The sequence below is a fragment of the Oceanobacillus sp. FSL K6-0127 genome, from assembly GCF_037983385.1.
GTDB classification, from domain to species: domain Bacteria; phylum Bacillota; class Bacilli; order Bacillales; family Amphibacillaceae; genus Oceanobacillus; species Oceanobacillus profundus.
The window spans coordinates 1540984-1565129 of the sequence record NZ_CP150287.1; the positions used below are offsets into that span (position 1 = coordinate 1540984).

19 protein-coding genes are annotated in these 24146 nt (G+C 38.8%); all 19 read left to right on the top strand.

Features of this window, described 5'->3' with window-relative positions:
• Positions 1 to 53: 53 nt before the first annotated feature.
• The 19 genes from purM (at position 54) to rlmD (ending at position 23061) form a co-directional block, all read left to right on the top strand.
• Positions 54 to 1073 carry a phosphoribosylformylglycinamidine cyclo-ligase gene (gene purM, locus MHH64_RS07675; RefSeq protein WP_340002987.1) on the top strand — a complete coding sequence of 340 codons (1020 nt, stop codon included), beginning with the start codon at positions 54 to 56 and terminating at the stop codon, positions 1071 to 1073.
• The gene (gene purN, locus MHH64_RS07680) at positions 1070 to 1636 is read left to right on the top strand and encodes a phosphoribosylglycinamide formyltransferase (RefSeq protein WP_340002988.1); all 567 of its coding nucleotides are present in this window, start codon (positions 1070 to 1072) and stop codon (positions 1634 to 1636) included. The genes purM and purN overlap by 4 nt, the downstream gene beginning before the upstream one ends.
• Before the next feature lie 10 nt (positions 1637 to 1646).
• Positions 1647 to 3179, top strand: a complete 1533-nt coding sequence (purH, locus tag MHH64_RS07685) for a bifunctional phosphoribosylaminoimidazolecarboxamide formyltransferase/IMP cyclohydrolase (RefSeq protein ID WP_340002989.1) — start codon at positions 1647 to 1649, stop codon at positions 3177 to 3179.
• A 78-nt stretch (positions 3180 to 3257) separates the two neighbouring features.
• The gene (purD, locus tag MHH64_RS07690; protein WP_340002990.1) at positions 3258 to 4502 is read left to right on the top strand and encodes a phosphoribosylamine--glycine ligase; all 1245 of its coding nucleotides are present in this window, start codon (positions 3258 to 3260) and stop codon (positions 4500 to 4502) included.
• 273 nt (positions 4503 to 4775) lie between these two features.
• Positions 4776 to 6515, top strand: coding sequence for an adenine deaminase C-terminal domain-containing protein (locus MHH64_RS07695; protein WP_340002991.1), 1740 nt, complete (start codon positions 4776 to 4778; stop codon positions 6513 to 6515).
• Between the two features lie 42 nt (positions 6516 to 6557).
• Positions 6558 to 7610: a DUF3048 domain-containing protein gene (locus tag MHH64_RS07700; RefSeq protein WP_340002992.1), complete on the top strand. Its 1053-nt coding sequence runs from the start codon at positions 6558 to 6560 to the stop codon at positions 7608 to 7610.
• A gap of 21 nt (positions 7611 to 7631) precedes the next feature.
• On the top strand, positions 7632 to 7928 hold the full coding sequence (locus MHH64_RS07705; RefSeq protein ID WP_118890126.1) for a YerC/YecD family TrpR-related protein: 297 nt from the start codon (positions 7632 to 7634) through the stop codon (positions 7926 to 7928).
• 370 nt (positions 7929 to 8298) lie between these two features.
• Positions 8299 to 8988, top strand: coding sequence for a heptaprenylglyceryl phosphate synthase (locus MHH64_RS07710; RefSeq protein WP_303447754.1), 690 nt, complete (start codon positions 8299 to 8301; stop codon positions 8986 to 8988).
• Positions 8989 to 9007: 19 nt separating this feature from the next.
• A complete protein-coding gene (gene pcrA / locus MHH64_RS07715) occupies positions 9008 to 11233 on the top strand; it encodes a DNA helicase PcrA (RefSeq protein ID WP_095312645.1) in 2226 nt (741 codons plus the stop codon).
• A 10-nt stretch (positions 11234 to 11243) separates the two neighbouring features.
• Positions 11244 to 13253, top strand: coding sequence for an NAD-dependent DNA ligase LigA (ligA, locus tag MHH64_RS07720; protein WP_303447752.1), 2010 nt, complete (start codon positions 11244 to 11246; stop codon positions 13251 to 13253).
• Positions 13254 to 13266: 13 nt separating this feature from the next.
• Complete coding sequence (locus MHH64_RS07725; RefSeq protein ID WP_095312647.1) at positions 13267 to 14373, top strand: CamS family sex pheromone protein; 1107 nt, start codon at positions 13267 to 13269, stop codon at positions 14371 to 14373.
• Positions 14374 to 14855: 482 nt separating this feature from the next.
• Positions 14856 to 16136 (top strand): helix-turn-helix transcriptional regulator, encoded by a 1281-nt coding sequence (locus MHH64_RS07730; protein ID WP_340002993.1) that lies wholly within the window; start codon positions 14856 to 14858, stop codon positions 16134 to 16136.
• A 13-nt stretch (positions 16137 to 16149) separates the two neighbouring features.
• Entirely contained in the window at positions 16150 to 16299 is a 150-nt protein-coding gene (locus MHH64_RS07735; RefSeq protein WP_340002994.1) for a hypothetical protein, read from the top strand.
• A 266-nt stretch (positions 16300 to 16565) separates the two neighbouring features.
• Positions 16566 to 16862: an Asp-tRNA(Asn)/Glu-tRNA(Gln) amidotransferase subunit GatC gene (gatC, locus tag MHH64_RS07740; RefSeq protein WP_095312651.1), complete on the top strand. Its 297-nt coding sequence runs from the start codon at positions 16566 to 16568 to the stop codon at positions 16860 to 16862.
• Between the two features lie 91 nt (positions 16863 to 16953).
• Positions 16954 to 18420: an Asp-tRNA(Asn)/Glu-tRNA(Gln) amidotransferase subunit GatA gene (gatA, locus tag MHH64_RS07745; protein WP_340002995.1), complete on the top strand. Its 1467-nt coding sequence runs from the start codon at positions 16954 to 16956 to the stop codon at positions 18418 to 18420.
• Positions 18420 to 19850: an Asp-tRNA(Asn)/Glu-tRNA(Gln) amidotransferase subunit GatB gene (gatB, locus tag MHH64_RS07750; RefSeq protein WP_340002996.1), complete on the top strand. Its 1431-nt coding sequence runs from the start codon at positions 18420 to 18422 to the stop codon at positions 19848 to 19850. Before gatA ends, gatB begins: the two co-directional genes overlap by 1 nt.
• Positions 19851 to 20010: 160 nt before the next feature.
• Positions 20011 to 20925 carry a diacylglycerol kinase gene (locus tag MHH64_RS07755; RefSeq protein ID WP_095312656.1) on the top strand — a complete coding sequence of 305 codons (915 nt, stop codon included), beginning with the start codon at positions 20011 to 20013 and terminating at the stop codon, positions 20923 to 20925.
• 77 nt (positions 20926 to 21002) lie between these two features.
• Complete coding sequence (locus MHH64_RS07760) at positions 21003 to 21575, top strand: Uma2 family endonuclease (RefSeq protein WP_303447745.1); 573 nt, start codon at positions 21003 to 21005, stop codon at positions 21573 to 21575.
• A 106-nt stretch (positions 21576 to 21681) separates the two neighbouring features.
• Complete coding sequence (rlmD, locus tag MHH64_RS07765) at positions 21682 to 23061, top strand: 23S rRNA (uracil(1939)-C(5))-methyltransferase RlmD (RefSeq protein WP_340002997.1); 1380 nt, start codon at positions 21682 to 21684, stop codon at positions 23059 to 23061.
• The last annotated feature ends 1085 nt before the right edge of the window (positions 23062 to 24146 follow it).

Sequence of the window (24146 nt, forward strand, 5' to 3'; positions counted from 1 at the left end):
TGGCTGGTCAAAATTGCCAAAATCTAATCCAACATTAAAGGAGATATTCATTCATGTCAGAAGTATATAAACAAGCTGGAGTAGACGTGGAAAAAGGCTATGAAGCTGTGGAAAGAATGAAAAAGCATATTGCAAAAACGACACGCCCAGAAGTAATGGGGGGGATCGGCTCATTTGCAGGACTATTCGACCTTTCCAGTTTTACTTATAAAGAACCAGTGATGGTATCAGGTACCGATGGTGTTGGTACAAAATTGAAACTTGCCTTCGAATTAAATAAGCACGATTCAGTTGGAATTGACCTTGTTGCGATGTGTGCCAATGATATTGTTGCGCAAGGTGCACAACCTTTGTTTTTCCTGGATTATATTGCTTGTGGAAAAAATGACCCTGCAATGATCGAACAAATTGTTGCCGGAATCTCTAATGGTTGTGTTACTGCAGGAGCTGCACTAGTTGGCGGGGAAACGGCAGAAATGCCTGGAATGTACGAAGAGAATGAGTATGACCTGGCAGGCTTTGTTGTAGGAATCGCCGAAAAAACAAAATTGATTACAGGTGAGGCAATTAAAGCTGGGGATATTGTTATTGGCTTAGCCTCCAATGGTATTCACTCCAATGGCTACTCACTTGTACGGAAAATCATTGAGCAGCTTGATTTAAACTCAACATACCACGGGCTGTCAGCAAGTCTTGGAGAAACGGTAATGACACCTACGAAGATTTATGCGAAACCTGTAGCCGCAGTATTAAAGGAAGTGACGGTAAAGGGTATTTCACATATTACTGGTGGTGGATTCTATGAAAACTTCCCACGAATGATGCCAAAAGGGCTGGGTGTGGAACTAGATAAGAAAAGCTGGAACGTACCGGAGATTTTCACCTTCTTACAAGAAAAAGGAAGCATCCCAGAAAAAGAAATGTATGGTGTCTTTAACATGGGGATTGGTATGGCACTTGTCGTTGATGAAGCAAATGTTAACCGCACACTTACGATTTTAAAAGAAGCTGGTGAGGAAGCCACTGTTATTGGAAGTGTAACCACTACTGAGGGAGTGCAATTTCAATCATGAGCAAGATAAAAGCAGCAATTTTTGCCTCTGGTACAGGAAGTAACTTCGAGGCAATCATGGAAACAGAGCAGCTCGCATGTGATATTGCATTGCTCGTTTGTGACAAAGCTAATGCGGGTGTCATCGTCAAGGCAGAAAAATATGGTCTTCCTACATTCGTATTTGATGCAAAACAATTTCCTGACAAGGCAGCCTATGAAAAAGCTATCATTGACAGATTGGAAGAATCCGAGATCTCTTGGGTTTTTCTTGCGGGCTACATGCGGATTGCAGGAGCAACATTACTAGATCACTATGAAGGTAGGATCGTAAATATTCACCCATCGTTATTACCATCGTTTCCTGGGATTGATGCCATAGGGCAGGCATTTCGTGCTGGAGTGAAAACAACTGGAGTTACGGTTCATTTTATTGATGAAGGAATCGATACGGGTCCAATCATTGCACAAGAAAAGGTAGCGATTCTTCAAGATGATACAGAGGAAACATTAAAGAAACGAATCCAAAGCGTGGAGCATCAATTATATCCAAAAGTAATTAATCAACTTTTACAAACAAAGTGAGGTATTCGTAATGAGCAAGAGAGCGCTAATCAGTGTTTCAGATAAAAGTAATCTTACAGCATTTGCAAAAGGCCTTATTGAAGCGGGATATGAAATTATTTCAACAGGTGGTACACTAAGCACCCTTGTAAATGCTGGGATTGAGGCGAAGCCAGTTGATGATGTAACAGGTTTCCCGGAAATTATGGATGGTCGTGTGAAAACATTGCACCCACTCGTTCATGGTGGCTTACTAGCAAAACGTTCCAATCCAGATCACATGAAGCAAATGGAAGAAAACAATATTTCACCAATTGACATGGTTGTTGTTAATTTATATCCATTTAAACAAACCATAGAAAAACAAGGTGTTTCCAATGAGGAAATTATCGAAAATATCGATATAGGTGGACCAACCATGCTTCGTTCTGCTGCAAAGAACTTTGAAGACGTTGCAGTAGTTGTTGATCCTGCTGATTATGATAAAGTACTGCAAGCTCTCCAGTCTGACCAGCTAGATGCAGAAATTCGTAAACAATTAGCTGCAAAGGTATTCCGTCATACAGCGAACTATGACGCTATGATTGCAAACTATTTTATGACAGAAACAAATGAAGAATTTCCAGAAACCTATACCATTACATATGAAAAAGTCCAAGATTTACGTTACGGAGAAAACCCGCATCAGCAGGCAGCTTTTTACCGAAACCCAATAAATAAAAGCACGAGCCTTGCGACAGCTAAACAGTTACATGGCAAGGAATTATCCTACAATAATATCCAAGACGCTAATGCTGCACTTGAAATATTAGCGGAATATAATGAACCAGCGGCAGTGGCAGTGAAGCATATGAATCCTTGTGGAATTGGTGTTGCTGAAACAATCGAAGGAGCATTCAGCCGTGCTTATGATGCAGATCCGATTTCTATTTTTGGTGGTATTGTTGCTTGTAATCGGGAAATCGACTATGCTACCGCAGTGAAGCTCAGTGAAATATTCCTTGAAATTGTTATTGCACCTGGGTTTAATGCAGATGCAATGGAAATTTTGACAAGGAAGAAAAATATCCGCTTGCTAGAATTAGAACTAACAAACGAGTCAACTGCAATGAAAAAACTAACAACAGTTAGTGGTGGTGTCTTGATTCAAAATAGCGATAACGGAAACATCTCTATCGATGATTTAAAGATTGTAACGAAACGTCAGCCCTCAGAAGAAGAACTGGATAACCTATTGTTTGCATGGAAAGCTGTAAAGCATGTGAAATCTAATGCAATCTTACTTGCTAAGGATAACCAGACAATTGGTGTTGGTGCAGGGCAGATGAATCGGATTGGTGCAGCAAACATTGCGATCGAACAAGCTGGTACTAAAGCGGAAGGATCTGTGATGGCATCTGATGCATTTTTCCCAATGCCTGATACAGTCCAAGCGGCAGTAAAAGCTGGAATTACAGCAATCATCCAGCCAGGCGGTTCAAAACGTGACCAGGATTCCATTGATGTTTGTGATGAACATGGCATCACAATGGTCTATACAGGGATGCGTCACTTTAAACATTAAACACTAAAGTCACCAGATCAAGGAAGGCTGTTCCAACGGTTCTGGTGACTTCTCTACTCGATTTAAGGAGGGTTCCAATTGAAAGTGTTAGTAGTCGGACGTGGTGGTCGTGAACATAGTATCGTTATGAAGCTTGCTGAAAGTAAAGCAATCACAACCCTTTATACAGCGCCAGGTAATGGTGGAATTCGGGAGCGGGCAACTTGTATTGCGATTGATGAAATGGATATTGAAGGGCTTTTGTCCTTTGCAAAGGAAGAAGCAGTTGATTTAACCATTGTTGGTCCAGAAAATCCATTAAATGAAGGAATTGCCAACCGTTTCCAGGAAGAAGGATTGCGAATATTTGCCCCAACAAAAGAAGCTGCACTGCTTGAAGGAAGCAAAAGCTTTGCAAAAGAATTTATGAAAAAATATGATATCCCAACAGCGGATTATGCTGTATTTACAGAAGCTCGTGAAGCAAAAGCGTATATTGAGGAAAAAGGTGCGCCAATCGTTATCAAAGCAGATGGACTGGCAGCGGGAAAAGGAGTTATCGTTGCTTTAACAAAAGAAGAAGCCCTAAATGCAGTAGACGATATGCTTATATCTAAAGCTTTTTCGAATGCTGGAGCTACTGTGGTTATCGAGGAATTTTTAGATGGAAAAGAATTCTCGCTTATGGCATTTGTTCATGAAAATCAAGTCTATCCAATGGTAACAGCGCGTGACCATAAACGTGCATATGACCATGATGAAGGGCCGAATACTGGTGGAATGGGAGCATTTGCACCTGTGCCAGATGTTACAAAAGAGCATTTAGATTTTTCAATCGAGCATATCTTGCAAAAAACAGCTGACGGCATGATGGAGGAAGGCAGAACCTTCACAGGTATTTTATATGCTGGATTAATCATGACTGTAAAGGGTCCAAAGGTGATTGAGTTCAATACACGCTTCGGAGATCCAGAAACACAGGTTGTTTTGCCATTGTTAAAGAATGACCTTGTTCAAGTTTTCAACGATGTCTTGGATGGAAAAAATCCAGAACTAGACTGGGAGGATGCCGCATGCACAGGTGTTGTCGTAGCATCTAAAGGCTATCCAGGTACATATGAAAAAGAAGCGCCAATTCCATCATTTGATGTCACGGACAATACGTTTGTTGTTCATGCAGGAACTAAGCTGAAAGGTGACACAATCGTTTCGGATGGTGGCCGTGTCCTCTTGGTGGGTGCTAAATCTACCTCTCTAAAAGCGGCAACGGAGGATGTCTACCAGTTGCTTCATCCGCACGTGGAGCACTCAGCATTTTTCTTTAGAAATGATATAGGTAAATAGTTAACCCTCTCCCAGGTTTTATTCTAACAAGGGAGAGGTTTTTTTCTGTCCGTCACTTTTGCAGATAAATCTACTCTCGCAGTTCTTCAGATTCTTGAATAATCCACACCCTACTAGAACTACGTCCATTCGACGGAATCAGTTATGTTTGCAGATGATTAGACTTAATTTTCAATTTTATTAAGTTAATTTAAATTTATAATTAATTAACCCTTTTAAAGTGAAAATATGGTAAAATAAAGCAAATGGTTGATGAGAGAGTTGGGATATGAAATGATCAATGGATTGAATTGGCGTAACCGTGAACTAAGACAGCATGTAAAAGTGATTGATGGCTTAGTAGCACCAACACTTGTACTGAAAAACAGCACGTATTTAAATGTATATACAAAACAATGGTTAGAAGCTAATATATGGATTTTTAATGACCGCATTATTTATGTTGGTGAACAATTACCAAAGCAGTTTGATGGTGTAGAGGTAGTTGATTGTACTGGGAAATACTTGGTTCCAGGATATATTGAACCCCATGCACACCCATTTCAATTAGCGAACCCGGAAGCATTAGCATTTCATGCTGCAAGATTCGGTACAACAACATTGGTTAATGACAGCTTAACGTGGAATTTGACATTAGACAAAAAGAAAGCGTTTTCTATAATAGAGGAGTTCAATAAATTACCGACTTCGATGTATTGGTGGGCGCGATTTGATTCACAAACAGCCTTGAACGATGAAGAAGAATTTTACAACACTCCAGATGTTCTATCATGGTTATCACATCCAAATGTCGTGCAGGGTGGCGAATTAACAGCATGGCCTAGTCTTCTTGCTGGAAATGACCGGCTGCTCTATTGGATTCAGGAAGCAAAGCGGCTTGGGAAACCAGTGGAAGGGCATTTGCCAGGAGCATCGGAGAAAACATTAACAAAAATGAAGCTGCTAGGTGTGAGTGCAGACCATGAGGCGATGACAGGTGAAGAAGTCATTCGCCGCTTGCGACTCGGATATAGTGCTGCATTGCGTTATTCTGTTATACGTCCAGATTTACCGATTCTTATAGAAGAAATTCTTGAATCGGGTCTCAAGCATTTTGATAATTTGATGTTCACGATGGATGGACCAACACCGGCATTTATGCAAAAAGGAATCATTAATGTTTGTCTTGAAATTGCGTTAGACAAAGGAATTCCGCTGGAAGAAGCATATCGCATGGCAAGCTATAATGCAGCAAAACACTTCCATCTTGATGAACAGATTGGTAGTATCGCACCAGGGCGCGTCGCTCACATTAATATATTAACAGACAAAGCCAACCCGCATCCGGAGAGTGTTTTGGCAAAAGGACAATGGATAATGCGTGAGCAACAGGTGCAAGTTTCCGAGTCGATGATTAATTGGGAAAAGTATGGAATTGAGCCAGCAGCCTTTGACTGGGATTTAGATGAAGGGGATTTGCAATTTTCCGTTCCGATTGGATTAGAAATGGTTAACAATGTAATCGTAAAGCCGTACAGTATTGAGGTAGATATTAATGTTGAAGATTTATCAGAAGCGAATGGTGATCAATTTCTACTATTAATGGATCGAAAAGGTACATGGCGAGTCAATACGACAATTCGTGGCTTTGCACCAGGCTTAGGTGGTATAGCAAGCAGTTTTTCTGCTTCTGGTGATATTGTGTTTATCGGGAAAAACAAAAAGGATATTTTACTTTCATGGCAACGCTTGAAAGAAATTGGCGGTGGTATTGTCCTTGTACATGATGGAGAAATATTAGCGGAGATACCTCTTGAGCTTGATGGATTTATATCAAAAAAATCAATTCAAAACCTTATCGAAGAAGAAGAAAAATTAAAGGGATGCTTAAAAAAGGCTGGTTATGCTTTTAGTGATCCATTTTATAGTCTTCTATTTCTATCATCAACCCATTTACCGTTCTTGCGCATTACGCAACAAGGGCTGGTGGACATAAAGAATCGGACAATTCTCTTCCCAGCAACGATGCGATAGCATATAATAGAACATAGACTAAATTAGAGAGTGTGGACATAAATGAAAAAAATACTTTTGTTAACACTAACGGTCTTTGTTCTAGCACTTGCAGCTTGTTCGTCGGATAATCAAGCGTCAGATGATAATAAAGAGAAGGACAATGTTCCCGAACAGCAACCAGAGGGTAATGATCGTTATGCAGCTACATTTCCATTATCAGGAATCGAAACTGACGTGTCTGTAGACAATCGAACGATTGGTGTCATGATAAATAATCATGCTGCTGCAAGACCACAATCTGGGTTATCAGAAGCAGATATCGTTTTTGAAATTTTAGCTGAAGGAACAATTACTCGATTTCTTGCTTTATATCAAAGTGAATTGCCAGAAGTCGTCGGACCAGTTAGAAGTGCGAGAGAATATTATTTCGAGCTTGCTGAGGGATATGACGCAATTTATGTGTATCATGGTGCAGCAGATTTTGTAAATGATATGATTGTGAATCGGGGCATTAATTTCTTAAATGGTTCTACCTATGATAATGATGGGATTCTATTTAAAAGGGAATCCTTCCGTAAAGCACCACATAATTCATATCTACAGCTGGGTGCTGTTTATGATGTAGCATCAACGAAAGGATATGAAACAACAAGTACGCAAGAGTCGCTGAACTTTCTAACGGAAGAGAAAATCGAAACGCTTGATGGCGAAAAAGCTGCACAAGTTAAGGTTGAGTATGGCGATAATACATCAGAAAGCGTTGAATACACATATGATGAAGCTAGTGGAAAGTATGCACGCTCCAGTAATGGAGAGCCGTCAGTTGATTTAAATACAGAAACTGCAATCCAAGTGGATAATGTTTTTATAGTAGAAGCCTTCCATGAAGTAATCGATGATTCAGGACGCAGGGCGATTGACTTGAAAACAGGCGGAGATGGATACCTGATTCAAAAAGGCCAAGTACAGGAGATTCAATGGGAAAACAAAGATGGAAGAATCATTCCTGTAAAAGATGGCCAGCCGATTGGTCTTGTCCCTGGAAAGACATGGGTCAATGTTGTACCAACAGATCCTGGAATCAAGCAGTCTGTCACAATATCAAATGAGTAGAATAGTCAGGAGGGTTTTGTCTTGCAAATCGATAAACTACGTGGAAAACAGTTAGATCAATTATTCGAAGCAATCCTATCACTGGAAAATATAGAAGAGTGCTATCGCTTTTTTGATGATATTGCAACAATGTCTGAAATACAGTCTATTTCACAGCGCTTGCAGGTTGCTAAGATGCTGACAGAAGGAAAGACATATAGTGCAATTGAAAATGAAACAAAAGCATCAACAGCAACGATATCCCGTGTACGAAGATGTCTCAATTACGGCAGCGATGGTTATATGATGGTTTTAGATAGAATTAAGGAAAAAGAATAGAAACCGTGTCCCAGCTTGGGCTACGGTTTCTATTCTTTTGTTCCTGCATAGAGAACTATAAAATTTGAATGCTGTGGATAACTTAGTTACCTAAACGGCTACGTCCAGCTCCAGCGCCCAGCGACTAGCGAGACTTCCTTCACCTCCGTACGATAAGTCAACATCGGCTCCCTGCGGTCGCCGTGTTTCCTTTATCTCCTACGGCCCAGTCCAGTCCGTACGTCGCTAACCGGGCGCTTGCGCTTTTGTTCCACAGTTATCTATCCAATTACTTTATTTCGATTTCATAAACATTCCTCAAATTGCTAAATTCCAACCTTGATTTTTGGTATAATAGACTAATGTAAAATGATGATGGAGGAATCAACCTTTGAAGACAATTAATGAATGGAAACATATATTTAAGCTTGATCCAGCAAAAGAGATTTCGGATGAGGATTTAGATCTAATTTGTGAATCAGGTACGGATGCAATAATCGTTGGCGGAACGGATGATGTAACATTGGACGGTGTACTTGATTTATTATCACGGATTCGCCGCAGCCATACGGTTCCATGTGTTTTGGAGATATCGAATGAAGAAGCACTTACTCCCGGATTTGATTACTACTTTATTCCAATGGTGCTCAATTCCAAGGAGAAAAAGTTTATGATGGATATCCAGCATAAAGCGATTAAAGAGTATATTGATATGATGGAGTACAGCGAGATATTTTTCGAAGGATACTGTATATTAAATGAGGACGCGAAAGCATTTACGCATACGAATAGCTATTTACCAGATAAAGATGATGTGAAGGCATATGCATATATGGCAGAGCATGTCTTTCACTTGCCCATCTTTTATGTAGAGTATAGTGGTACATATGGAGATCCTGAACTTGTGAAAGAAGTAAAGAACGAGCTTGATAAAACACTGCTTTTTTACGGTGGGGGAATCGAAAATCCCAAGCAAGCTAAGGAAATGAAAGAGTATGCAGATGTAATTATAGTTGGGAATAGTATCTATACCGACATCAAAAAAGCACTCAAGACAGTAGAAGCGGTAAAAGATAAATGATTCAAGGAGTGATGTAATCATGAGTCAGGCATTTGACGAAATGATAAATAGATTAAATAAAGAGCAGCAGGAAGCTGTTAGACATACAGAAGGACCATTATTAATTATGGCAGGAGCGGGAAGTGGAAAAACGAGAGTACTCACACACCGAATCGCTTACTTAATGGATGAGAAAGAGGTTTCACCGCGAAATATTCTGGCAATTACGTTTACGAATAAGGCTGCAAGAGAGATGAAGGATCGTGTGAGCAGACTTGTAGGAGCTCAAGGGGAGCAAATGTGGGTTTCAACTTTCCACTCGATGTGCGTGCGAATTTTACGTCGTGATATTGATCGGATTGGATATAGCAGCAGCTTTACAATCCTGGATAGCAGTGACCAGTTATCGGTGATTAAACAGGTGTTAAAGAATTTAAATATGGATCCGAAAAAGTTTGACCCCCGTGCTATGTTGGGACAAATAAGTACAGCAAAAAACGAATTAATTACCGATGAAGAATTTAGTAAACATGCGGGTAATTTTTACGATAGACAAGTAGCACAGGTCTATGAAGGCTACCAGAAAATGCTTCGAAAAAATCAATCTCTTGATTTTGATGACTTAATTATGCAGACAATCCATCTATTTCAACGTATCCCTGAAGTGTTAGAATACTATCAACGTCGTTTTCAATATATTCATGTGGATGAGTATCAGGATACCAACCATGCACAATACTATTTAGTAAAACAGCTGGCAAGTCGTTATCAAAACCTTTGTGTTGTTGGGGATTCAGACCAGTCGATTTATCGCTGGCGAGGAGCAGATATTAAGAATATCCTTTCTTTTGAAAATGATTATCCAAGTGCGAAGACAGTGTTTTTAGAACAAAATTATCGTTCGACAAAATCAATTCTTGCAGCTGCGAATAAAGTCATTGGAAATAATGCTGGACGTAAACCGAAGAATTTATGGACAGAAAATGATGAAGGTCAGAAAATAAGCTATTTCCAAGGTGCAACAGAACAGGAAGAAGCTCTTTATATAACAGATAAGATTCAGGAGCTAACTCGGAATAAAGAGTATTCACCAAGTGAAGTTGCGGTTTTATACCGAACCAATGCGCAGTCCCGTGCAATTGAGGACACACTATTAAAGTCTGGTATTTCTTATCAAATGGTTGGAGGTATGCGATTCTACGACCGGAAAGAAATTAAAGATATGGTGGCCTATTTACGATTAATTACCAACCCGGATGATGACTTAAGCTTTGAACGTGTGGTGAATGAGCCCAAAAGAGGAATTGGGAAAACATCCGTTGAACGACTTCGTGCATATGCAGCAGAGCACGGCATTTCCTTCTATGAGGCAGTGAAGGAAGTAGACTTTACAGGTGTTTCAGGCAAAGCAGCAAATGCACTTGCAGCCTTTGGTAATTTAATCAAAACGTTAAATCAACAACAGGATTTCCTGACTGCAACAGATATGGTTCAAGCAGTTTTAGAACGAACTGGCTATGAAGAAATGCTTTTAAATGAGAAATCAATCGAAGCACAAAGTCGTTTAGAGAACTTAGAAGAGTTTATGACGGTGACAAAGGATTTTGAAGAGACAAGTGAAGATAAAACACTAATTTCATTTCTAACGGATCTAGCCTTAATCGCAGATATTGATCGTGTGGATGAAGAAGATCCGGACAATGAGGAAAAAATTACATTAATGACGCTCCATGCTGCAAAAGGGCTGGAATTCCCGGTCGTCTTTTTAATCGGTATGGAGGAGAATGTTTTTCCACATAGTCGTTCATTAATGGATGAAGAGGAAATGCAAGAGGAACGACGTCTCGCGTATGTAGGAATAACCCGAGCTGAAAAAGAGCTTTATTTAACACATGCAAAAATGCGCACTCTATATGGCAGAACGAATATGAACCCCATCAGTCGATTTATCAATGAAATCCCGAGAGAATTGATTGAGGGAATGGAAGAAACTAGAAACACGATGTTTGGCAGCATATTCAGTAAACCTAAGGATGTCCAAAGCCCAGCACCTGTGAAGCGAAAAGCAGAGCGGATGCAAACAACAACTGGAGCAGAAGATAAGGATTGGTTCCCAGGAGATAAAGCGAATCATAAAAAATGGGGCATTGGCACAGTTGTGAAAGTTCAGGGAGATGGAGACAAAATGGAATTGGATGTTGCCTTCCCAGCACCCGTAGGTATCAAACGATTGCTTGCAAAATTCGCACCAATCACGAAAGAATAGGAGTCAGCTAATGGATAAACAAAAAGCGCAGGATCAAATACAAGCACTGATCGAATTACTGAATCAATATGGTTATGAATATTATGTGCTCGATAAGCCAAGCGTACCGGATGCAGAGTATGATGAAAAGCTAAGAGAATTGCAGGAACTCGAAAAGCAATTCCCAGAGTTCCTTTCTGAGAACTCTCCAACACAGCGTATTGGTGGAGAACCATTGGACGCATTTAAAAAAGTGCAGCACAATGTGCCAATGCTAAGCCTTGGTAATGCATTTAATGAGCAGGATCTTAGAGATTTTGCTAGGAGAGCAAGTAATGGAACGGACGAACCCCTTACGTTTGTGTGTGAGCTTAAAATTGATGGACTTGCTATTTCTCTAACCTATGAAAATGGTAAGTTTGTTCGTGGTGCAACTCGTGGTGATGGAACAACGGGTGAGGACATTACTGCAAATTTAAGAACGATTCGCAGTATCCCGCTTTCCATTAAAGATGAAGCAACACTAGAAGTTCGTGGAGAAGCTTTTATGCCGCATAAGTCATTCCTTGCATTGAATGAAAAGCGAGAGAAAAATGAAGAAGAGCCATTTGCTAACCCGCGGAATGCTGCGGCTGGGTCTTTAAGGCAGCTTGACCCTAAAATAGCTGCCCAGCGTAATCTTGACATCTATTTATATGGTGTTGGTGAGTGGAATGATAGCTCCATTACGTCACACAGTGAACGACTTGAGAAATTGAAAGAGCTTGGATTTAAGACAAATCCAGAATGGAAAAAATGTGAAACAATTGATGAAGTCATCGAATTTGTTAACTATTGGGCGAAAGAACGCCCGAATTTATCCTATGAGATTGACGGGATTGTGATAAAAGTCGATGATTTAAATCAGCAAGATGAGCTCGGTTATACTGCAAAAAGCCCTCGCTGGGCAATCGCTTATAAGTTTCCAGCGGAAGAAGCCATCACAAAGCTTCGAGATATCGAGCTAAGTATCGGCAGAACTGGTGTGATTACACCAACTGCAATTCTCGATCCTGTAAAGGTTGCTGGATCTACAGTACAACGTGCTTCACTGCATAATGAAGATTTAATTCGTGAGCAAGATATCCGAATTGGTGATACAGTCGTTATTAAAAAGGCAGGCGATATCATTCCAAAAGTCGTCCGTGTCGTGGAAGAAAAGCGGAACGGGGAAGAGCAAGAATTCCATATGCCAACAGAGTGTCCTGCTTGTGGCAGTGAAGTTGTTCGATTGGAGGAAGAAGTGGCGCTTCGCTGTATTAACCCGAATTGCCCAGCACAGCTCATGGAAGGACTCATTCACTTTGTATCTAGAAATGCAATGAATATTGACGGGCTTGGAGAAAAAGTAATTATACAGCTTTTCCAAAACGAGCTCATTCACACAATGGCAGATTTATATCGATTGGAACGAGAAGAATTACTCAACCTGGAGCGAATGGGTGAAAAATCTGTATCTAATTTGCTGGAAGCGATCGAAGCATCGAAAGAGAATTCATTGGAGAGACTGTTATTTGGCCTGGGCATTCGTTTCATAGGAGAAAAGGCAGCTAAAACGCTTGCGATGGAATTTGAAACAATGGATAATCTACAGCAGGCTACATTTGAAGATCTTGTAGCTATTGATGAAATTGGCGATAAGATGGCTGATTCCATTGCACAATATTTTACCGAGGAAAAAGTGGTTGAACTCTTAGATGACCTACGTGGATTACAGATTAATATGGAATATAAGGGTCCAAAAAAGTCAGCCCAACAGGACGAGGGTGACACTGTTTTTGCCGGTAAGACAATTGTATTAACAGGGAAGATGGAAGAGTTTTCTCGAAATGAAGCAAAAGCCTTCATTGAATCGCTCGGTGGGACAGTTACCGGAAGTGTAAGTAAAAAGACAGACATTCTCATAGCTGGGGAGGATGCTGGATCGAAATATGAAAAAGCCGTGAAACTCGGTGTTGAAATATGGAATGAACAGCAGCTAAAAGCAGTTGTGGAAGAATAAGGAGTGTTAAACTTTGAAAAAAATAAGTGCTGTTTTGTTATGTACACTCCTAATTATAACGGGCTGTGTACAAACACCAACCGAAGAAGAAGTGCTGCAAAATGATGATACTGAACAAGAAACTTCTATTGTCCCTAGCTATCAATTATCGGATGAAAATTATAAAATGATTCTTCCTTACAAAACGAGTCAGGCGAGAGGTGTTATTGTCAATCAATTGGCAAACCGAGTAGACATTGATGAGATGGAGCAAGGCCTGCAGCGGTTATCAAAGGACGTTTTCGACCCAAATGATTTCTATTTTCAAGAAGGACAATATTTAACATCAGGACGAATCTATGAATGGATCGATGGTTTGAATCCACAGGTGGAAACAGGATCAGATGAGGATACGTATCGCGACAATCCGCGCTATCTATCGCATATATTGGAGCAGAATTATTTGAAACAAAATGATGATGGTACCGTTCAAATCGCAGGAATGTCTATCGGAATTGCGCTTAAATCCGTTTATCGCTTCCAAACCGAAATCGGTGGACCATATTATTATGAAAATATTTCAGAGGAAGATATGCTCGAGCAAGGTAATCGAATTGCTGAAGCTGTTGTGGAGGAGATTCGCCAAGAGGAGGGGCTAGGTGAGATTCCAATTATGGTTGCATTGTATCGAGAAGCAGAACAAGCATCACCTGTGCCAGGGAGCTTTGTCGCTAAAGCAAATGTATCAGGTGGAAGCAATTCGATAGGTGATTGGGAAGACGTTGATGAAGAAAATATTTTATTCCCTTCAGCTGAAGGAAGAGAAAAGTATTACGATGACCATGAGATTGTAACTAGTTTTGGCAATGAAATCGCTGAGTTTTTCCCTAACTATGTTGGTTTAATTGGAGAAGGATTTTATGTTGATGGTGAATTGCAAAAATTAACGATTGAGGTTCCGATAGAGTTTTATGGAAAAGCAGAGGTAATAGGTTTCACACAATATGCATATGGACTTGTTCAAGACATGTTCTCAAACTATTATGACCTTGAAATAAACATTACATCCAGTAATCAAGCAGAAAGTTTGATTTATCGAAATGCTGGTGATGAGTCGCCAACAGTTCATATTTTTCATTAAATAAGCATGTAAATGTACAAATAAGAGTGACACGTTATATGTTATAAAATATGAAAAGCTCGTTTAAATAATTGTATTTAAATGAGCTTTTTTATTGGATTTAATGCCTGGTTTTCTAAACGAATGGATTATTTAAAACTTTAGTCGTAATACAAGACTAATTATTCATATTTATTCGAATAAAATAATGGTATAATTATTTTTTAGGTGAGAAAAATCTTGTTAAATTTTTACTCCGAAAAGTTAGGGTTACTGTACCTCATTTAGTTTGTTTTTTTATTGCAGCCCTACATCCACTTCATATGATGGGCATTTAGGATTCAAGGTCAGAAAAAGAATAAACCGCGTAAATTTTCCTCTCTCAGGAAAATCAAGAAAACTAAAGTGCTGTTATACGTGCTTTTGACCTATGATTTTCCCAATATGCATTTCCGTTAAATATGATATAATACTAGTAAATAGAAATATTTCTGAATATGAGGGTGGGTATTTTGATAGAGATAGGATCATTTATAAAATTACAGCGTACAAAACAGGAAATGACCTTAAACGAACTTTCTGAGGGAATCGTATCTGTCTCCTATTTATCAAAAATTGAGAATCAGAAAACCCAGGCTAGTCCCGATATTATTCAATTATTATGCAATCGCCTTGGGATTGAGAATGATAACAGTCAAGAGGAACAGATTAAAGAAAAATGTAACAGATGGTATAGCATGCTGTTTGAGGTTAACAACAAGGAAGAAATTATAACTACATATAAAGAAATCCAGGAAATGCTGGACAAAAACCTTTCGAATAGCTTGCTAATGTTTGAGATTCATAAGATTAGATACTATCTCATAATGGAAAATTTTGATGAAGCATTGAAAAAGATTAATGAACTGAGTGAGATTGCCAGTACATTCGATAGTTTACAGCAGTTTTATTGGTTTAAATTCAAAGGGAATTATTATTCCTTAAAAGATGCGGATTATAATCAAGCATTGAATATGTATAAATCTGCAGAAGAGAAAATTAATAAAATTGAATTATCTGAGGAGCAGGTAGCTGACCTGCAATATACAATTTCAGTTACCCATAGTAAGTTGCGTAATACATTGGAATCGATTGATTATGCAAATCAATCGTTAGAAGTTTTTATGAAGCAGTATAATTTCCAACGATGTGCGCAGTGCCATATTATTTTAGGTATATCTTACAGGCGAATCAAAATGCATGAGCGTGCAATAAAAAATTATAATTTGGCTAAGCATTTAGGAGAGCTTAATAAAGATAAAAAAATTATACAATTGACCAATTTAAACTTAGGGTACTTATATTCTGTAATCAGTGAGACAAACGAAGCAATTAGCTTTTATGAGAAAGTAGCAAATGACGAAGACGTAAACTTAGAACAACGTTTAATCGCAATAACATCGATTATTAAAGAGTTCTATAATATAGATAAAATAAATGAAGTGAAAGATGCCATTGTCAAAGCACATAACATACTAGACTTGGCTAAAGATAAAGGTTATTCCAAACTATACTCCTATATTATTCATACGTTTGAATATGTGACCAATGGAGAGAATGACAGATTTGTATCATTTGTTAAAGATAAGTTTATACCTTTTTTAAAGAATCATAGTGACCATGCTAACTTGGTATTTTACTCAACAATGTTGGCTAAACACTTTGAAGAACAATATAAGTATAAAGATGCTGTGAAATATTATAAGCTTGCAAATTCAACTTATGATAATTTAATAAGCCTGTAAAGGAGGGGAGAAAATGAAAAAGCTGATTTCAGGTGTTGCATTAACTGTAGTACTGGCTACTGGATTCTTTTTTGCCCAGGGAGTACAGCAAGGTAATGTTGAAATTGCTGGTGAACATGAACCAAGCATTCTAAACGTCAGCAGTTCAAGTGTATTTTTCTAAGTTTTTACATTAATTATTTCAATTTTTTACCCTATTACTATATGATGGATTTGCCTGAAACGGAGTGGAACCTGTTTCAGGCCTTTTTTTGCGTAGATATGTATAAGTAGTTTTCCAATAACCTACATAATATGCTAACGAACTTTCATATACAACATAATTTGCCTATCTAGACCTATCTTTGCTATTATCAATAGTGTTATAATGGTACAATGAGAAAAAAATAAAGCATCACCTATATAAATTATTGATTTGGAGGTAATCACATGGCGGATATTTCAAAAGAGCAAGTGAAGCATGTAGCACACTTAGCAAGGCTCGCTGTAACGGACGAAGAGGTAGAGCAGCTTGTAGATGAACTGAGCGCAATTATCGATTATGCTGAACAATTGAATGAATTGGATACAGACGGCATTGAGCCAACAACGCATGTGCTTGATTTGAAAAATATAATGCGTAAAGATGAACCGAAGGAATGGATTACGCAAGACGAAGCATTTAAGAATGCTCCTGATCACGAAGACGGTCATTTCCGCGTACCATCAATTTTGGGAGATAGTTAAGTATCGAACTTTTCTATCCGTAAACAAAGACATTTGCCGCAGAAGGTCAGGCAAATTCTTTAGTTTTCTAAAACAAGGAGGGAAACCCTAGATGTCATTATTTGACCATACAATTAAAGAATTAGAAGCAAAGCTACATAATAAAGAGATCACGGTTCAAGATCTAGTTGATGAATCTTACCGTAGAATTAAAGAAGTAGACGGACAAGTAAATGCCTTTTTAACCTTGGATGAAGAAAATGCTAGGGCGAAAGCAAAAGAACTTGATGAAGCAGCAGATGCTACAGCGAGTCTATTTGGGGTTCCAGGTGGAATTAAGGATAATATCGTAACAAAAGGTGTTCGTACTACATGTGCGAGTCAGTTTTTAGATAACTTCAATGATCCGTTATACGATGCAACAGTTGTACAAAAATTAAAGAACGAACAAGCAATTTCTGTTGGAAAACTAAACATGGATGAATTTGCAATGGGATCAACCAATGAAAACTCCAGCTATACACCAACAAGAAATCCATGGAATACAGATTATGTCCCAGGAGGTTCTAGTGGTGGTTCTGCAGCAGCGGTTGCAGCAGGTGAAGTATTGTTCTCACTAGGCTCTGACACAGGTGGTTCGATTCGCCAACCAGCATCTTTCTGTGGAGTTGTAGGAATGAAGCCTACTTACGGACGTGTGTCTCGTTTTGGATTAGTTGCATTCGCATCTTCGCTTGATCAGATTGGACCAATTACAAGAACAGTAGAAGATAATGCACGAGTATTAGAGGTCATTGCAGGACATGACGAAATGGATACGACAAGTGCTAATATTGACGTGCCGAAATATACCGAAGCATTGACGAAGGACATTAGCGGGTTGAAGATTGCTGTACCGAAAGAATACTTAGCTGAAGGTGTGGCACCAGAAGTTAGAGAGTCTATTCTTGAGGCATTGAAAGTATATGAATCACTTGGTGCTACATGGGAAGAGGTTTCTTTGCCGCACTCTAAATATGCTGTATCTGCTTATTACTTATTATCTTCATCTGAAGCATCTGCTAACTTAGCTCGTTTTGACGGGGTGCGCTATGGTGTGCGTAGTGAAAATGCAGATAATCTGATTGATGTATTTAAGAAATCTCGAAGCGAAGGCTTTGGACCTGAAGTGAAAAAACGAATTATGCTCGGAACATTTGCATTAAGTTCTGGATATTACGATGCATATTATAAAAAAGCGCAAAAAGTACGTACTTTAATTAAACAGGATTTTGACAAAATCTTTGAGGACTTTGATGTTATTGTTGGACCAACTTCTCCTACAACAGCATATAAAGTAGGCGAACTTATTGATGACCCATTAACAATGTATGCAAATGATATTTTAACCATTCCAGTTAACCTTGCTGGCGTTCCAGGAATCTCCCTTCCGTGTGGATTCTCTGAAAATGGACTACCTATCGGCTTGCAAATTATTGGCAAGTACTTTGATGAAAGTACGGTATATCGTGCAGCACATGCATTTGAACAGGCAACAGAGCATCATAAAAAACGACCTCAGCTTGGAGGTGCCAACTAATGAATTTTGAAACAATAATTGGACTTGAGGTACACGTTGAATTAAAAACAAATTCGAAAATATTTAGCCCGAGTATTAATGCATTCGGATCTGATCCAAATACGAATATAAACCCAATTGATCTTGGCTATCCAGGAACACTTCCAGTTTTAAATGAAGAAGCAGTTAACTTTGCAATGAAAGCAGCTATGGCATTAAATTGTGAAATTGCGACACACACAAAGTTTGACCGTAAGAATTACTTTTACCCAGATAACCCGAAAGCATATCAAATTTCTCAGTTTGATCAGCCAATCGGTGAAAATGGCTGGATTGAAATTGAAGTAAATGGGAAAAAGAAACGTATCGGCATTACGCGTGTTCATATGGAAGAGGATGCTGGTAAATTGACTCACGGTGAAGATGGTTATTCGTATATTGACTTTAACCGTCAAGGGACACCACTGATTGAAATCGTATCAGAACCAGATATGCGCTCTCCAGAGGAAGCCTATGCATATTTGGAAAAACTAAAAAATATTATCCAGTATACAGGCGTTTCCGATGTGAAAATGCAAGAAGGTTCACTAAGATGTGATGCGAATATTTCATTACGTCCAATTGGACAAGAGAAGTTCGGTACGAAAGCAGAGCTTAAGAACTTGAATTCATTCTCCTTTGTACAAAAAGGTCTTGAATTTGAAGAGAAGCGTCAAGAGAAAGTACTCCTTTCAGGTGGCGAAATTCTTCAGGAAACACGTCGTTACGATGAGAAAACAAAAGAAACAATTCTCATGCGTGTAAAGGAAGGTTCGGATGACTATCGTTATTTCCCAGAACCAGATTTAGTACCACTATACATTGATGATGTATGGAAAGAACGTGTGCGCAGTGAAATTCCTGAACTGCCAGATGCTCGCAGAAAACGTTATGTTTCAGAACTTGGCTTATCCGAATACGATGCAAATGTATTAACGAACTCGAAGCAAGTGTCCGATTTCTTTGAGGAAGCTGTCTCGCATGGCGGTGACATCAAGCAAGTATCGAACTGGCTGATGGGTGAAGTTTCTGCATACATGAATAAACACTATAAAGAAATCCAAGAATTAGCGATTACACCAGAAGCATTGGCTAAAATGATTCAGTTGATTGAAGACGGAACGATTTCCTCTAAAATTGCGAAGAAAGTATTTGCTGAGCTCGTAGAAAATGGCGGAGATCCAGAACAGATCGTAAAAGACAAAGGTCTCGTACAAATCTCTGATCCAGAGCAGCTGAAAGAAATTGTTAATAATGTGCTGGATGAGAATGAGCAATCCATTATTGACTTTAAAAGTGGAAAAGGCAAGGCGCATGGTTTCCTTGTTGGTCAAATTATGAAAGCTACAAAAGGACAAGCGAACCCGCCACTTGTTAACAAGATTCTTTCTGAAGAACTCAGCAAACGTTAAATATATATGGAAGGCTGTCATTTGCTTGCAAATGGCAGTCTCGATATGTTTTAATCCTTTTCAATTGATATGAAAAAGGCTATGATATTTATTAGATGCAAAAGTACGAGTTCTAAATGGATAAAGCCTTCAGAGTGAACATATTGGGGGAGGAAATAGAATGAAAAAGGCCCGAATAATATATAATCCGACTTCGGGGCGTGAAGCAATCAAAAGAGCATTGCCAACGATATTGGAAAAGTTTGAGGTTGCAGGTTTCGAGACATCCACACATGCTACTACTGGCGAAAATGATGCGATTGCAGCAGCGAAATCAGCGGTAGAGCGTGGCTATGATCTAATTGTAGCTGCAGGTGGTGACGGCACTATTAATGAAGTAATTAATGGAATAGCTGGTTTCGATAACCGGCCAAAGCTTGGAATTATCCCTGCTGGAACAACAAATGATTTTGCCCGAGCATTGCGAATCCCACGAGATATCTATAAAGCAGTGGATATTATTTTATCGAATAAATCGATGCTACTGGATATTGGAAAAGTCAACGAGCATTACTTTATGAATATTGCCGGTGGCGGGAAGCTAACGGAATTAACCTATGATGTACCAAGCAAGCTAAAGACAATGCTTGGACAGCTGGCATATTATATCAAAGGGATTGAAATGCTTCCATCACTAAAACCAATTAAAGTAAAGATTGAATATGATGATGAAGTATTAGAAGATGATATTATGTTATTTCTCGTATCAAATACCAATTCGGTTGGGGGATTTGAAAAGCTTGCCCCAAGTGCGAAAATGAATGATGGATATTTTGATTTGCTAATTTTGCGCAAAACAAACCTAGCTGAATTCATTCATATTGCCTCCCTCGCTCTACGAGGCGCACATTTGGATAGTAAGAATATTATTTATAAACAAGCGAGGTACGTAAAAGTATCTGCTGATGAAAAAATGCAATTAAATATCGATGGTGAATATGGTGGGTTATTGCCTGGTGAATTTGTAAACCTACAGGAGCACATCGAATTTTGTGTGCCAGAAGAATTTATTGATATGCAGGAAGACTTGGATTAGAGTCTTCCTTTTTGGTGTTATTGACCGTTCAACAATGCTATAATAAATAATAAAATTTGCTAACTTGGGGTGATTACATGTCATTACCAAAGGAAGATCGCATTTATACGTATAACGACTATTTATCATGGCCCGAGGACGTAAGAGTAGAGATTATTGATGGTCGTCTTTATATGCAGGCAGCCCCTTCAAGAATCCATCAAGAAATTCTATCGGAGTTACATCGCCAACTTGCTAATTATCTAGTTGGAAAAGCGTGTAAGGTATATCCTGCACCATTTGAAGTGGTGTTATATCTTGATGAAGAAGATAAAGACGATAGCAGAAATGTATTCGAGCCAGATATTACGATTGTTTGCGATACCTCTAAATTAGATGATGCAGGTTGTAAAGGGGCTCCAAATATGGTCATTGAAATTTTATCACCATCGACAGGAAGAAAAGATAAACTTGAAAAGTTCAATAAATATGAGCAGGCTGGTGTTCAGGAATATTGGATTGTTGAACCCCAAGAAAAGATGGTTAGTGTTTTTACCCTCGAAGAAAGTCAAAACTACGGTAGGCCAAGTTTGTATTCAGATGAGGAAGAAATTCAAGTATCTATTTTTGATGATTTACGGATTGATTTGAAAACCGTATTTGCTTATTAGTAAAATAAGTATCTGTCCGCTTTGCCGGTGGGTACTTATTTTACTGCTTGCTGAAGAGGAAATAGGATAAAATAATTATAAATAATGTAATTGAAGGAAGATATAAATGGTAAAACAAACCACACCGGTGAAAAAAAACGAGACAATCACACTACGCTTTGAAGACCTGACCCATGAAGGGAATGGTGTCGGGAAAATTAATGGTTATCCATTATTTGTTCCAAACGTACTACCAGGGGAAGAAGCGATAGTAAAGATTGTTAAAGTAAATAAAAATTTTGGTTTCGGAAAATTAATGGAGCTTACCAAGTCAAGTCCTGAACGAGTGGAGCCAACCTGCCATGTACATTGCGGTGGTTGTCAGCTACAGCATATGAGCTATAAGCTTCAGCTTGATATGAAACAAAACCAAGTGAAGAATGTGATGAAGAAAGTTGCCCATCTTCCGCATGTACCAATTCATCCAATCATGGGGATGAAGCATCCATATCATTATCGCAACAAAGTACAAGTCCCTGTTGGAGAGAAGAACGGTGAGCTTATTGTTGGCTATTACCAAAAACGAAGTCATCGAATCGTTGAAAATATGGACACATGCAGTATTCAAGCTGAGACAATCAATGAAATTCTGCCAGTAGTTAGACAGCTTGCTAACCAGCTTGGGATTGAACCTTATCAGGAAGAAAACCATTGTGGGGACCTTAGACATATTATGATTCGAACCGGTCATGCAACCAATGATGTCATGATTGTGCTCGTTACCCGGACGAATAGATTGCCAAATAAAGATGTCTTAATTGACGAGTTAACGAGACGATTCCCTCAGATTAAATCGATTGTTCAAAATGTAAATGAGAAGCGTACAAATGTCATACTTGGTGAGAAAACAAAAGTGCTTTGGGGCGAAACATATATTTACGATAAAATCGGCGATATTACTTTTGCGATTTCAGCTAAGTCTTTTTATCAAGTAAATCCAATACAGACGAAGGTGCTTTATGATAAAGCATTAGAATATGCGAAAATTGGAAAGAATGATATTGTCGTTGATGCCTATTGTGGTATCGGAACTATATCCTTATTCTTAGCGCAGAAGGCGAAAAAGGTATATGGGATAGAAGTTGTACCTGATGCTATTGATGATGCTAAAAAGAATGCAGCACTTAATGGTATAACTAACGCCGAATTTACAGTAGGACAAGCTGAAAAAGTAATGCCAAAATGGAAAGAACAAGGCCTTACACCAGACGTTATTGTAGTTGATCCGCCACGCAAAGGCTGTGAAGCTGATTTCTTACAAGCAATGATCGATATGGAACCGAAACGAATTGTGTATGTATCCTGCAATCCATCGACATTGGCAAGAGATCTTCGTATTTTAGAGGATGGTGGCTACGTGACGAAGGAAGTGCAGCCTGTAGACATGTTTCCTAGTACGAATCATGTGGAGGCTGTTACTTGGTTGGAGAAACGCTTGTCAAACTAAAATAGACTCTTGGCTGTTAAAATAAACATTTGCTATTCCGACCCTGATTTCGTTAAAATAAACATTTCCGATATCAGGGTCTTTTTCATGCCAATCCCTTGTCTTTACTCGGTTTTCTCTTCTTTCCACTATGCAACATTCTCGGAGAACTTTATTCCAACTTCGGAAAAAAAGGTGAAAAAACAGGTGAAAAATCGGCGAAAAACGGGCATTTTTGTATCAAGAATCGTCCAAAATGGGGGTTCTGTAGGTAATCTTTATTTTAACTGAAACGGTGGAATGCGGGTTTGAGGTGGGGGATTTCGGAGGAGATTAAATTAACGTCACATAGTAGAGAAAAGAAGTGAAGTTTGGTTTGTAATATTTCCAACCTAGACTTAGAGATAGAAGAAAAGAGTAAAGTATTTCTGTTGTTTTACAATGCAACTTTGCTAAGAGTGTAACTGTAGAATAAAATATCAAATCTAAGTGGAAGCTGTTGCCTCCCTGTAACTCCCTTGTTCCCAATGTAACTTTGTTCTTCCCTTATGGAACTTAGTTGGTATCCGAATTGGAAGAGGACGAAGAGAACAGCAGGGAAAACAATATTTAATTTGATGGCTTTTTAATCATCATCCAATAGGGGTTTTCAATCCCAAATCAATAAAAATTCGGACTGAATCCAATAGTGATTCAGTCCGATTCTTTTTGCTTAATACTCCTTCAATCCCTTATCAATATAGGCTTTCAGACAGTTTCCAATCGCTTTTCAGTAGTTTTCCTAACCCTAAATCCAACGGATTTTCAATCTATATTCAGTGTATTTCCTAACTGTAACTACATCCTGAAATTGTTGCATATCCAATCTTTTATCCAGTTTCCCCTGATACTTTTACCCAATTCTGGGGAATAACTTAGTTACAATGGCAGAATATTCTACACAACCCAGAAGGCTTAATTCGGGTCATTTTCGGTGTTTTGGGGAAGAACTTAGTTCCATTGCTTTGTGGCGTAAAAGAGGGGGTGAAGACTTGGGGGATAAGGGATTGAGGGGAGTTTGGTTGGGGAAGGACTAAGTTACAGGTACATATAGTAGATGAGTAGAA